Source organism: Flavisolibacter nicotianae (assembly GCF_003628535.1).
GTDB classification, from domain to species: Bacteria; Bacteroidota; Bacteroidia; order Chitinophagales; family Chitinophagaceae; genus Flavisolibacter; species Flavisolibacter nicotianae.
This window is the reverse complement of record NZ_RBCI01000008.1, coordinates 199,871-212,129: the sequence shown is the minus strand read 5'-3', so window position 1 is coordinate 212,129 and position 12,259 is coordinate 199,871. Positions and strand designations below refer to the sequence as shown.

General features: G+C 50.4%; 15 protein-coding genes. 5 read left to right on the top strand and 10 right to left on the bottom strand.

Annotated features, from left to right (window positions below; genetic code table 11):
* Positions 1 to 187: 187 nt before the first annotated feature.
* On the bottom strand, positions 188 to 718 hold the full coding sequence (locus D6024_RS26860; RefSeq protein WP_162944885.1) for a hypothetical protein: 531 nt from the start codon (positions 716 to 718) through the stop codon (positions 188 to 190).
* On the opposite strand from D6024_RS26860, the gene D6024_RS26855 reads away from it, so the two are divergent.
* A complete protein-coding gene (locus tag D6024_RS26855; protein ID WP_162944884.1) occupies positions 717 to 878 on the top strand; it encodes a hypothetical protein in 162 nt (53 codons plus the stop codon). The two genes, D6024_RS26860 and D6024_RS26855, sit on opposite strands and share 2 nt — an antisense overlap.
* 74 nt (positions 879 to 952) lie before the next feature.
* Here D6024_RS26855 and rpsG read toward each other — a convergent pair whose 3' ends face one another.
* Both rpsG and rpsL read right to left on the bottom strand, forming a co-directional pair.
* Positions 953 to 1,420 (bottom strand): 30S ribosomal protein S7, encoded by a 468-nt coding sequence (gene rpsG, locus D6024_RS19245; protein WP_121356375.1) that lies wholly within the window; start codon positions 1,418 to 1,420, stop codon positions 953 to 955.
* An 86-nt stretch (positions 1,421 to 1,506) separates the two neighbouring features.
* On the bottom strand, positions 1,507 to 1,914 hold the full coding sequence (gene rpsL, locus D6024_RS19240) for a 30S ribosomal protein S12 (protein ID WP_121356374.1): 408 nt from the start codon (positions 1,912 to 1,914) through the stop codon (positions 1,507 to 1,509).
* 191 nt (positions 1,915 to 2,105) lie between these two features.
* Here rpsL and D6024_RS19235 point away from each other — a divergent pair, with 191 nt between their 5' ends.
* The gene (locus D6024_RS19235; RefSeq protein ID WP_121356373.1) at positions 2,106 to 2,924 is read left to right on the top strand and encodes an aminotransferase class IV; all 819 of its coding nucleotides are present in this window, start codon (positions 2,106 to 2,108) and stop codon (positions 2,922 to 2,924) included.
* A 5-nt stretch (positions 2,925 to 2,929) separates the two neighbouring features.
* On the opposite strand, the gene D6024_RS19230 is transcribed toward D6024_RS19235, so the two are convergent.
* Entirely contained in the window at positions 2,930 to 3,157 is a 228-nt protein-coding gene (locus tag D6024_RS19230) for a heavy-metal-associated domain-containing protein (RefSeq protein ID WP_121356445.1), read from the bottom strand.
* Positions 3,158 to 3,321: 164 nt separating this feature from the next.
* Here D6024_RS19230 and D6024_RS19225 point away from each other — a divergent pair, with 164 nt between their 5' ends.
* Positions 3,322 to 3,855 carry a hypothetical protein gene (locus D6024_RS19225; RefSeq protein ID WP_162944883.1) on the top strand — a complete coding sequence of 178 codons (534 nt, stop codon included), beginning with the start codon at positions 3,322 to 3,324 and terminating at the stop codon, positions 3,853 to 3,855.
* Between the two features lie 189 nt (positions 3,856 to 4,044).
* Positions 4,045 to 4,452: an Hsp20/alpha crystallin family protein gene (locus D6024_RS19220; protein WP_240410093.1), complete on the top strand. Its 408-nt coding sequence runs from the start codon at positions 4,045 to 4,047 to the stop codon at positions 4,450 to 4,452.
* A gap of 105 nt (positions 4,453 to 4,557) precedes the next feature.
* On the opposite strand, the gene D6024_RS19215 is transcribed toward D6024_RS19220, so the two are convergent.
* The 6 genes from D6024_RS19215 to D6024_RS19190 all read right to left on the bottom strand — a co-directional run bounded on the left by D6024_RS19215 (position 4,558) and on the right by D6024_RS19190 (position 10,301).
* Positions 4,558 to 5,391: an MBL fold metallo-hydrolase gene (locus D6024_RS19215; protein WP_121356371.1), complete on the bottom strand. Its 834-nt coding sequence runs from the start codon at positions 5,389 to 5,391 to the stop codon at positions 4,558 to 4,560.
* Positions 5,388 to 5,780 carry a PAS domain-containing protein gene (locus D6024_RS19210; RefSeq protein WP_121356370.1) on the bottom strand — a complete coding sequence of 131 codons (393 nt, stop codon included), beginning with the start codon at positions 5,778 to 5,780 and terminating at the stop codon, positions 5,388 to 5,390. Before D6024_RS19210 ends, D6024_RS19215 begins: the two co-directional genes overlap by 4 nt.
* 58 nt (positions 5,781 to 5,838) lie before the next feature.
* Positions 5,839 to 6,900 carry a glycosyltransferase family 9 protein gene (locus tag D6024_RS19205; RefSeq protein ID WP_240410092.1) on the bottom strand — a complete coding sequence of 354 codons (1,062 nt, stop codon included), beginning with the start codon at positions 6,898 to 6,900 and terminating at the stop codon, positions 5,839 to 5,841.
* A gap of 158 nt (positions 6,901 to 7,058) precedes the next feature.
* A complete protein-coding gene (locus D6024_RS19200) occupies positions 7,059 to 8,303 on the bottom strand; it encodes an MFS transporter (protein ID WP_121356369.1) in 1,245 nt (414 codons plus the stop codon).
* Positions 8,304 to 8,306: 3 nt separating this feature from the next.
* On the bottom strand, positions 8,307 to 9,005 hold the full coding sequence (locus tag D6024_RS19195) for a DedA family protein (RefSeq protein WP_121356368.1): 699 nt from the start codon (positions 9,003 to 9,005) through the stop codon (positions 8,307 to 8,309).
* Between the two features lie 39 nt (positions 9,006 to 9,044).
* Positions 9,045 to 10,301, bottom strand: a complete 1,257-nt coding sequence (locus D6024_RS19190; protein WP_121356367.1) for a dicarboxylate/amino acid:cation symporter — start codon at positions 10,299 to 10,301, stop codon at positions 9,045 to 9,047.
* A gap of 158 nt (positions 10,302 to 10,459) precedes the next feature.
* Between D6024_RS19190 and D6024_RS19185 the strand changes: the two genes are divergently transcribed.
* On the top strand, positions 10,460 to 12,109 hold the full coding sequence (locus D6024_RS19185) for an amino acid permease (RefSeq protein ID WP_121356366.1): 1,650 nt from the start codon (positions 10,460 to 10,462) through the stop codon (positions 12,107 to 12,109).
* The last annotated feature ends 150 nt before the right edge of the window (positions 12,110 to 12,259 follow it).

Below are 12,259 nucleotides of genomic sequence, written 5' to 3'. Positions count from 1 at the left end.
TTCGCAGATTCACATGAAGACAGTCTTGCAGAAGCAAAAAATAGGTGTGCACAATTTTTGCAAATAATTTATCATTCGTAATTTCATTACGGATATTTATTAACCCTTACTTAAAACCCATTAAACATGGCAAAAGCAACAAAAAAAGCAGCCCCTAAAAAAAGCAGTGCCTCCTCGAAGGGAGCCGCTAAAAAAGGTGGTGCAAAAAAGGCGGCGCTTCCAAATCTGCGTCTAAATCCTCTGCCAAAGGTGCTGCGAAGAAAACAGCAGCCAAGAAAGGCGGCATGATGTCGAAGGGCGGCGCAGCCAAAGGTGCAGCCAAAAAAAGCAGTGCCTCCTCAAAGGGAGCCGCTAAAAAAGGTGGTGCTTCCAAAGCCAAAAAAGGCGGCGCTTCCAAATCTGCGTCTAAATCCTCTGCCAAAGGTGCTGCGAAGAAAACAGCAGCCAAGAAAGGCGGCATGATGTCGAAGGGCGGCGCAGCCAAAGGTGCAGCCAAAAAAGCAAGTTCAAGTGCATCGAAAAGCGCAACAAAAACAGCCGTAAAAAGCACAAGCGGTGGCCGTAGCGCAACCCGTAGCGGTGGTTCTTCCGCAACCAGAAGCGGATCAGCAACAAAGAAGAGCGCAGGATCGCCTTCAAAAAGCACACGCAGCAGCGCAGCCAAGAAAGGCGCAAGCCGCCGTAGCAGCAATGAATCGACCTTACCTATTGGTGGCATGACCGGCGGTACGGGCGGCTCTTACGAAGGTTCTGATTTTGCCACGGGCTCGCAAACGCCGGAAGGTATCACGACACCTTCGACCGATGTATTTGACAGCGGCATTGCCGGTGGCCCAACCAACGGTGAAGGCGAAGAGAATCCGGGTTCTGCCTCCTAAAAACAAGAAAGAACGAGACATAAAAAAATATCCCGCCAGAAGCGGGATATTTTCATTTATAGAACCGATGTTCCTTAGACTTTGAAGTGAGCGAAAGCCTTGTTGGCTTCGGCCATACGGTGGGTATCTTCTTTCTTTTTGAAAGCGGCGCCTTCACCCTTGGCAGCGGCAACGATTTCGTTGGCCAGCTTATCAGCCATGCTGCGACCGTTTCTTTCGCGGCTGTAGCGGATCAGCCATTTAATGCTCAGGGAAATCTTCCTGTCCTGGCGAACTTCAGACGGGATCTGGAAGGTGGCACCACCGATACGACGGCTGCGTACTTCCACGGCTGGTGTTACATTGGCCAGGGCTTTGCGCCAGATTTCATAACCTTCTTCACCGGTTATTTTCGAAACTCTTTCCAGGGCGTTGTAGAAGATATCAAAGGCAACGCTTTTCTTTCCTTCCCACATAATGTTGTTCACAAAACGGGTCACCAGTTTGTCGTTGTAACGGGGATCCGGGGCGAGGGGAAGTTTTTTGGCTTGTGCTTTACGCATGTAGTTTAATTTTTAAGTCACCGCAACGGCAGAATGTCTTCAAGTATTAAAACTTTACTCTGTATTGCGGCCGGTATTACGAAAAACTATTTCTTTCCTTTTGCAGGCGCACCTTTTGCACCGGCTTTTTCCTTCTTGGTACCGTACTTGGAACGGCTCTTCTTGCGGTCTTTTACACCGGCCGTATCCAGAGAACCGCGTACGATATGGTAACGTACACCCGGCAGATCCTTTACACGACCACCGCGGATCAGGACGATCGAGTGCTCCTGCAGGTTGTGGCCTTCACCAGGGATGTAGGCAATGACCTCCACTTTATTGGTCAAACGAACTTTGGCAACTTTGCGGAGAGCTGAGTTCGGCTTCTTTGGCGTGGTTGTGTACACACGGGTACAAACACCGCGGCGCTGCGGACAAGCGTCCAGCGCTCTTGACTTGCTTTTTGCACGAATGATCTCTCTTCCTTTACGTACTAATTGTTGTATAGTAGGCATTACGAACCTTAAATTTTGGGACGGCGAAGGTAGGGGAAAGATTTGAGAATGGGAAAGCGGTTTGACTTTTTTTTCAGATTTTAGAAGTTTGTTGGCAATAACAAAGGCAAAATCCGAAAGTGAAACCTAAAAATAAGGTTCAAATGTTTTGATAGCCCTTTTGAATTTCGCCTTTTTACTTTTGCCTTTCTATGGCAAAATGGGTTTTCCTGAACGACTCGTTCGTGGCAGAAGAGAAAGCGATGCTGCATTTCCGTGACCTTTCGTTTCAACGAGGGTATGGCGTTTTTGATTTCTTCCGTCTGGCGGGGTCTAAGCCGCTGTTCCTGGATGACCACCTCGACCGGTTCAACCGGTCGGCAGAAGGACTGCATCTCCCCTTGCCTACCCCAAAAAAAGAATTGAACGACATCGTTCTTGACCTGGTGCAGAAAAACGATCTGCCAGGTACGGGCATTCGGCTTAGCCTTTCGGGGGGATATTCTGAAGACGGCTTCAACATTGGCCAGCCAAATTTCCTGGTCTCCCAGCACAGTTTTACGCCACCCCCGGCCAGCCAGTTGGACAAAGGCATCCGGCTCCTCACCTACTCTTATCAACGGCAATTGCCGCATATCAAGTCGATCGACTACCTCATGGCCATTTGGTTGCAGCCCCAACGGGCTGTCCAGGGAGCAGACGATATCCTCTATCACCACAACGGTTTCATCAGCGAATGCCCCCGCAGCAATTTTTTCCTGGTCACAGCCGATGACCGCGTTGTTACACCGTCGGAAAACATCTTATCCGGCGTCACCCGGAAAAAAGTGCTGGACCTGGCCAAAGAATATTTCCAGGTGGAAGAAAGACCGGTAGGCCTGGCAGAAATTCAAACGGCAAAGGAGGCTTTCATCACCAGCACCACCAAGCAAATTCTTCCGGTTGCCCAAATCGACGACAAAATATTTGCACGAAATCCTGTCACCCGAAAACTAATGGGATTGTTCCATTCAACCTATAACCAGGCATAAAAGTCTTAGGCCTGCTCCTTAGGAACGGCCTTAAAACCGGCATTTTCCACATAGAGTTGCACTTGCTCCAGCGCCAGCTTGCTCGTTTCAATTTCCAGCGTATGATCGGGGTCGGTGAGATGAACCTGCCAGTGTTTGATCTGTCCTTCCTGCTCCAGTTTGTCCAGGTGTGGCTTGATCTGGGAGGCGCAGCCAATGCAATTGATGTTCGTTTTGAAACTGTATTTGCTCATAAAGGCTGTTTTTAACCTCGCCTCCAATTTGATGCCGAAGCAATCGGTGCCAGGGACCCGCTCCGGTGCGGTTGCCAGACCGGGCATAAAATTTTAAGCATGCAGGGAAAGACTTTTTTATGGCAACGGAAAGAACAAATCCCGCAAACGAAAGGGACATGAATATGAACAAACTTGAAGGGCGGTCGTCCATTCCCGGCGACCTTCCCGACAGCCCGGAGGACAGCAAAAAACTGCAACCGGAAGAAACCACCATCAACCTGCCGGATGTAAAAGATATACCGGGACAGGAATTTGTCAACGCACCTTCAATCGGGGAAATGGCCGATACCACCGCGTCCTCCTCGGACGAAGAAGGCGACAGTATTTTTGAACGCGACGACAGCCGCGGATTCAGTTCCGGCAACGACGCCGACGTGCGACCTGATGAATTACAGGCCCTCCGCGACACGACCTATATGCCAACCCGCGACGAAGACAACCTGCGGCAGGCCCGCATGGACAATGTGGACTTCCAGGGTGAGCCCCTGAATGAAGAAAGCTTTGGCGAAGGACAACGCCTGTCGGCCTCCGACCTCGATACCGACACCGAGCAGGAAGGCCCGCAGTCTGATGCTATGGACGATGAAGAAAACAGGGACTACAGCGTGGAAGACACGGACAGGGACCAGCCGAACGAGAACAGGACCGGGGCATAGGCAGATAGTAGATAGTGGGAGGGATTGAAATTTTTGCAGGCCCGTTGTGTCAATGATTCAAGAATGCTGAAAATTTTTCAGCATTTTTTATTTGGTACCAGAGTTGAAAAAGAGGAGCTGTTAACCCATATTCCTAACGCTAAAATGGAGGTCACTATGTCACAATTCAGATGGAACCAATTTCCGGCAATGACTAACCTCTTCGACGATTTTTTTACCAAAGATCTGCTCAACTGGGGGTTAGACAACAATTCATCCACCAACACTACCATTCCCGCTGTCAACATCAAAGAAACAGCCGACAGCTTTGAAGTTGAAATGGCTGCACCGGGTATGCAAAAGGAAAACTTTAGCGTGGAGCTGGATGGCAACAACCTCACCATTCGCAGCGACTGGCAAAACCAGGAAAGAGAAGATGAACGGTACACGCGGCGTGAATTCAGCTACCAATCTTTCCAACGCACGTTTACCCTGCCGAAAAACGTAGTGGATGTGGACCAGATCAATGCCAAATACGAAAACGGCCTTTTGCAACTGCGGATCCCCAAGCGGGAAGAAGCAAAGCAAAAGCCGCCAAGAATGATTCAGATCCAGTAACATTGAAAAAAGTAAAGCCTGGCCGGCCATAATCGTGCAAGGTTGCTAATGCTCATTTTGCCCGCCGGGCGGAATGAGTATTTTTACTTCGCCGCAGGGAGCAAATCACAATTGAATGGCCAGCCCTTCGTAAGCTAGCGCATAGGGAAATTGATACGACGTTGTTTCCTGGAGGTGCCTGAATGCTTTTTCCAGTTCTTCGTCCGATCGAAGGGGATCGTGGTGGGTTAGCAGCAGTTTTTTTACTCCTGTTAAAGCGGCATATTCCAAAGCGTCCGTAAGCGAGCTATGCCCCCATCCGACGCGATCCTTGTACTCTTCCGGCGTGTACTGGGCATCGTGCAACAACAGGTCGGCCTCCTTTGCCAGGTCGCTTCCCGACAACCATTTTACATCATGCAACAGGCCGTCGCGTCCCAGCGCTGGCTCATGGTCCGGCAGGTAGGCCAGCGTTCCCCGCTGGTGCCGAACCCGGAAACCCAGCGTGGGACCGGGATGCATAATATGGCAGGATTCGATATGAAACGGACCAATGGCAAACGAGCTGTCGTCCACTTCGTGAAGGACCAGTTTGCAGGTCAGATTACGAAAGTAAACGGGAAAAAGCGGTGGTGAAAAATAACGGCCCAGCCGGGCACGAAGACTTTGTGTTTTGCTGGCAGGTCCCCAGATATGGATTTCCGATTCGGGGTTGAAAAGCGGTTTGAAGAAACCCAGGCCCTGGATATGATCGATGTGCAGGTGGGTCAGCAGGATATCGACCCGGTTGTTGCGAAAGCCATTGCCGGCATGAATGTGTTGCATGCCGCTTCCGGCATCCAGTACCAGGCGCCACCCGTCGGCTTCCACTTCTACGCAAGAGGTATTGCCACCATACTTTTTTGTTTCCAGGGTCGTCGTGGGTATGGAGCCACGAACACCATGTATGGTAATGTTCATTCTTCGGTTGGACGCCAGAAAATAGCCACGGCTCCTAAAAACTTCCCCGAACGGCCGATAATGGGATACGAGGTCACCGAAATACGTTCGGCCCGCCCCTGCAGGCTTTCAATCCAAAATGTTTTGTGATAGGGCTGCTGATTTGTCAAGGTCTTCACCAGCGGCAGTTCGGCAGGCGGCAGGACCTCACCATTTTCATCCTTGTTTTTAAATACGGTCGACCATTCGTCTACCGCCATCTCGCCGGTATCCTCGTATCGCTTACCCAAAATTTCTTCAGCGGGTTCGTTATAGAAAAGAAGGTTGCCTTCCGTATCTGTAATAAAAACAGGGATGGCAAGGCAGTCGGCAATCTGGCGGTTCAGGATCAGTTCTATAGCGTAGGCCATATTCCAATAATTGGGTTGGCAGGAAAGGGGCAGTCGTTACCAAATATAAAAAATTCCTTTACGATTGCCGCAGCCTCTTTTCTACGTTTGCCACGATAGCATCGATCGAAATCTGCTTCATGCATTTGAAATGCCCCTGCGGGCATTTGTGCCGGCCGATCTTGGTGCAGGGACGGCACCAAAGTTTAAGCACCTGCACGTCGTCGTACGGTGCGGGGTTTCGCTGGAGGTAATTTTTTCCATAATAGGGCACCATGCCAAACGAAGGCGTCGTGCTGCCCCAGACGGCGATGACCGGCTTTCGCAAGGCAGCGGCAATGTGCATAAGCCCTGTATCATGCGCAATCACCACCTTGGACTGGCGCACCAGGTCGGCGCTTTCGTGCAGGGAAAACTTCCCGCAGGCGTTGTACACTTTTACCGGATCAACCGAAGCGATGGCGTCGCCCTCTTCCCGCTCTTCTTTGGCACCCAAAAGAATGATCGGGTGATTGATTTTTTTGCACAGCTCCTGCAATTTGTCCACCGGCAGTTTCTTGGTGTAAAAGGAAGCGCCAATAACAATGGAAATAAACCCGGCATGATGCGAGTGCGGGATATCGCTCAGCGGAACCCTGTCTTTTTCCGGGATGAAATAATCCATGCCTTCCCCGTCGTTGTACACGCCAAACGGCGCCACGGTTTCCATGTAACGGTCGATGATGTGCACCTTCGGCATCACGTTCCACTTCAGCTTGACGAAAATGAGTTTCTCGATATTGAGCTTGTTGAACGAATAGGACGGCACCTTCAGGGCATTTTTTACCCGTAGGGTGCGGAGGTTATGATGCAGGTCGATGATGTAATCGAAGCGTTCCGCCTTCAGTTCCTCTATCATGGCGTCCCAGTCGGCCTGGAGCAAATGAAGCTTGTCGATGTACGGGTTGGGCTCCATCACCATCCGGAATTGCGGTTTGATCAGGTAATGGATCTCGGCGCCCGGCACCTGCTTTTTCAAGCAACGCACAACAGGCGTGGTCAGCACAATATCGCCAATGGAAGAAAAGCGGATAACCAAAAACTTAATTCGCTTTTCCTGCTGAAGTGGGGCCATGGCTGTATCGGTTATTTCAGTGCTCATTCGTCGTCTCTGCTCGTTTTTATAGGGAAGCGGTATACCTACGTTTTGGCCGGCTTTTTCACGATAGAAACCTGCCTGCCGGTCCGCCAATCCCGTGCAAAGAAAAGCACGGAACGGGGAATGCCGTAAAACGAAACTTCAGGGAGATTGCAGTGGAATTAGGTTTCCACAAAATTCAGGTCCTTGTGAAAACTCTCTTTGGACAGCAGCGCCGCAATGATCGTAATGACCATGATCACAACAGCCGTCATCCAGCCGCCGGTGTAATAATCGGTGGCAGTACGCAGTACTTTGAACAGCGGGAGAATAAAAACGGTCAACATGCCCCGCACCATGTTGGGAATGGTGGTGGCGGCCGTTGCCCGCAGGTTGGTGCCAAACTGCTCGGCCGCCATGGTCACAAAAATGGCCCAAAAGCCCGTGCTGAATCCAAGGCCTGCGCAGATCCAGTACATTCGGCTGGCCGTGCCGTTCCACTGCGTGGTAAAGAACAGGACCATAAAAATGATGGTAAGGCCATAGAACAAAAACAAGGCTTTTTTGCGGCTCCGGAACCACTGGCTGATCAACCCGACCAGGATATCGCCTGCCGAAATCCCGGCATAGGCATACATGATGGCCTTTCCCGGGTCGACTTTTTCTGTAATGCCCATTTTCTCGGCAAACTCACCGGAGAAGGTCACCATCACGCCGATCACGTACCAGGTGGGCAGGCCAATGAGTATGCCCATCAGGTATCGCCTGAAACGGTTGCCGTTGGTGAAAAACATAAGCAGGTTTCCCCGCTCCACTTCCAGCTTTTTGACCTCGTGAAACATACCCGATTCAAAAACGGAAATACGCAGCAGCAGCAGGAGCAAGCCCAGGCCGCCGCCAATGAAATAGCAGGTGCGCCAGTCAAAGTTCTGTTTCATGACAAAGGCCACGATGGCGCCGGTCAGCCCGATGCCGGCAACAAGAGAAGTTGCCACGCCGCGCTTTTCTTTTGGAGTCAGCTCCGATACCAGTGTAATGCCGGCACCCAGTTCTCCCGCCAAACCCAGGCCGGCGATAAACCGAACGAGTTTGTATTGCTCAACGGTATGCACAAACCCATTCCCGATATTGGCCAGTGAGTACAGGATGATGGAGCCAAACAAGACACTCAGGCGGCCCCGCTTGTCACCCATGACACCCCAGATAATTCCGCCAATCAGCAGCCCCGCCATCTGCCAGCTTATGATGCTTTCGCCGTCGATAGTGATCTGCTCTTTGGTCAAACCCAGTGAAGTCAGGCTGGGAACACGGATAATGCTAAACAGTAACAGGTCGTAGATATCAACAAAATAACCCAGTGCCGCAACAAGAACGGCCAGGCTGAAGACGCTTTGTGTGCGGCGGGAAGGCGCAATCGTTGGCTTCATACATTAAACAGTGGGTGGATTTTTTTTCTGGTCGGAGTTCGATGCACTTTTGGTAAAAAACAGCTTGTACAAAACAGGCAGGGTGGTAATCAGGATAATGCCGATCGCGATCAGTTCAATATAATCGGTGAGGCTGATGCCAAACTGCCGGTGCACCCACTGCTCCAAAAAATAGCCGCCCAGCACCATCGACAACACCCAGGCTGCACTGCCCAGCAGGTTGTAGACCATGAACTCCGCGGCGTTCATCCTAACGATACCGGCCACGATGGGGGCAAACGTGCGGATCACCGGCAGAAATTTCGCCAAGAAAACGGTGGACTTTCCATACTGGTCGTAAAATTCCTTGGCCCGGTACAGATGTTTTTTCTTGAAAAAAAAGCTGTCCTTCCGGTTGAAAAAATGCGGCCCGGTGCGCTGTCCAAACCAAAATCCCGCCATGTTGCCAAGGGTGGAAGCCAGGATGATCAGCAGCACAACAACCAGGTAGTGCAAATGGTAAAAACCTTCCGGGAAGGTGCGGAGGTAAATGCCGGCTGCAAAAAGCAGCGAATCGCCGGGCAGGAAAAAACCCACGAACAAGCCGGTTTCGGCAAAGACCACAAAAAGCAGAACGAACAACCCGCCGTTGCTCAAAATCCATTCGATTAGCCGGTTAATAATTCCGCCGCTTAATAGCACGATGTCGAGCAAATATGTCATTGATTGAAATGGATTTTCTGTTTTTCAAAACTTGCCGGATCAGGCAGCCAGTTCAGTCTCTGCATGTTCCAACTCTCCTTCCCACTTGCTTACCACACTGGTGGCAAGCGCATTACCGACTACATTGGTGGCCGTGCGAAACATATCGCAAAAATGGTCGATTGGCAATATTAGCGCAACTCCTTCTGGCGGAATGTTAAACATGGCACAGGTAGCCAGCACCACCACCAGCGAAGCCCGTGGCACACCGGCAATTCCCTTGCTTGTCAGCATCAGCACCAATAACATGGTAAGTTGCGTGCCAAGCGGCAGGTGCACGCCATACGCCTGGGCAATGGCCAGCGACGCAAAAGTCATATACATCATGCTGCCATCCAGGTTGAACGAATAGCCCAGCGGCAACACGAAGGCAACGATCCGGTCGCGGCAGCCAAAACGCTCCAGTTCTTCGGTCAGCTTGGGAAAGACGGCTTCACTGCTCGTGGTACTGAACGCAATCAGCAGCGGGCTGCCAATGCGCTTCAGCAATTCCTTCAGCCGCGACCCAAGGATCAGTCCACCAACCGTCAGTAAAAGCACCCACAGCACCGCAATACCCATCAGGAAGAAAAGGAAATATTTCAGGTAAAAATTAAAAATGCCCAGGCCTTTCGCCGCCACCACGGCAGCGATGGCACCAAACACACCCACCGGCGCAAAGTTCATCACGTAGTTGACCATTTTCAGGATCACATGCGAGGCCACTTCGAGGGCTTTGATCAGGGGCTTGGTATAATTGCCGATAGCCGCTGCGGCCACACCAAAAAAAATGGAGAAGATCACCAACTGCAAAATTTCATTGTTGGCCATCGCTTCGATGAAACTTTTCGGGATCACATGCTCTACGAAGTTTTGAAGGGAAAAGCTTTTTTGTTTGCCGGCTAGGTCGGTCAGGCTGGCCACGTCTTTCTGGGAGAGGTCAATGTATTTACCCGGTTGAAAAAAATTCACCAGCACCAAACCAATCAACAGCGATGCAAGTGAAGCGGAGACAAACCAGAGGATGGCCTTGCCGCCTACCCGTCCCACTGTTTTCAGGTCGCCCAGTTTGGCAATGCCCACGACAAGGGTGGTAAACACCAGCGGCGCAATGATCATCTGCACCAGGCGAATAAAAATGGTGCTCAGAAGTTTGATATTGTTGGAAAACGTTGTTTGAAAATCCGAACCGGTTGACGTGTGCACCAGGTATCCGACAAAAACACCCAACACCATCGCAGCAATAATATAGATCGTCAGCCGGTTTCCTTTCTTCATACGCAGGGTTGATAAACGAGGGCCGAATATCGGTAAAAAAAAGGCATTGGTGAAAGTTTTGCGATTTGCGCACCGACTCATCATACAAAGAATTGAAGAGGCAATTAATTTATTCCTTTATTTTACGAGCTTAAAAAACTAAATTCTAATTCACATTTATGAGTTTATTTGTAAAGAAACCTATCGCCGGCTTGATGGCTGAAGCGCAAGATGAAGGTGGTCACTCTCTCAAGAAAACACTTGGCGTCGGCGGATTGATTGCTTTGGGAATTGGTGCCATTATTGGTGCGGGTTTATTTTCCATTACCGGCGGTGCTGCCGCCAACCAGGCCGGCCCTGCCATTACCATTTCTTTTGTCGTTGCTGCCCTGGGCTGTGCTTTTGCAGGTTTGTGTTATGCCGAATTTGCGTCCATGATCCCGGTAGCCGGAAGTGCGTATACGTATAGTTATGCAACGATGGGCGAATTCATTGCATGGATCATCGGCTGGGACCTAGTATTGGAATATGCGGTGGGAGCCGCAACGGTTAGCATTAGCTGGAGCCGTTACCTGGTAAAGTTTTTGGAAGGCTTTGATATCCACCTTCCCGCCGCCATTGCCACGGGCCCCTGGGACGGAGGGATAATCAACTTACCTGCTGTTTTTATCGTGATCCTGGTTAGTTTACTTCTTATAAAAGGAACAAAAGAGAGTGCGTATGTGAATGCGATTATCGTTACACTGAAAGTGGCGGTAGTATTGGTCTTTATTTTCTTAGGCTGGAAATACATCAACAACGACAATTACAAGCCGTACATCCCGGACAATACAGGCACGTTTGGCGAATATGGCTTTAGTGGCATCATCCGGGCAGCGGCCATTGTGTTCTTTGCCTATATCGGTTTTGACGCCGTGAGCACGGCAGCGCAGGAAGCAAAAAACCCAAAAAGGGATATGCCCTGGGGAATTTTAGGCTCCCTGGCGATTTGCACGGTGCTTTATATTTTGTTTGCCCACGTGATGACGGGTGTCACGAATTACACGTCGTTCAAAGGACAGGACGGCATCGCCCCTGTCGCCGTAGCCATTGATCACATGGGAACGCCTACTGCAGCCGGAACGATCACGCCGGATTATCCCTGGTTGAACCGAGCCATCATTGTGGCGATTTTAGCCGGATACTCGTCGGTTATCCTGGTGATGCTGATGGGGCAAAGCCGGGTATTCTATAGCATGAGCCGGGATGGTTTGTTGCCAAAGGTCTTTTCTGATGTTCACCCGAAATTCAGAACGCCATTTAAAAGCAATTTTATGTTCATGCTGTTTGTTAGTTTATTCGCTGCTTTTGTTCCGGCAAGAGTGGTGGGTGAAATGACGAGCATCGGTACCCTGTTTGCTTTCATTTTGGTTTGTATCGGCGTGATGGTGTTACGGAAAAATGAACCCAACATTCCCAGGGCGTTCAAAACACCACTGGTGCCGTTGATCCCAATCCTTGGCATCTTTACCTGTTTATTCATGATGGTATTCTTGCCCCTGGATACCTGGATCCGGTTGTTGGTATGGATGATCATCGGTTTTGATATCTATGCCTGGTACGGCATGCATAAAAGTGTGCTTTCCGGCGGTGATAAGGCATCGTTTGGCAGAAGCAACCGTATCATCGGGAGCACCGGTCTTGTGCTGGTTGTGCTTCTGGCGGCAGTCGCTTTTATTCACCACTCGCTGGTGAAAGCTGACGATTCAGATACCGGTTTGTTTTATTTCTCTCTGATTTTCGCGGCGATTCATGCCGTACTGTATGCGATGAAGCTGACTAAAAAATAAACAAAACGCCATATGAAAAAAGCAGCTCCTCCGGTGAGCTGCTTTTTTTTGCGCCATAATAGTACATTTGCGCCTCTTGAGTGTACGTATTGAACAGCGGCGAGAGGTTACCAGGCAATGGTACCGAAGCGCAAAACGTACATTTAACAT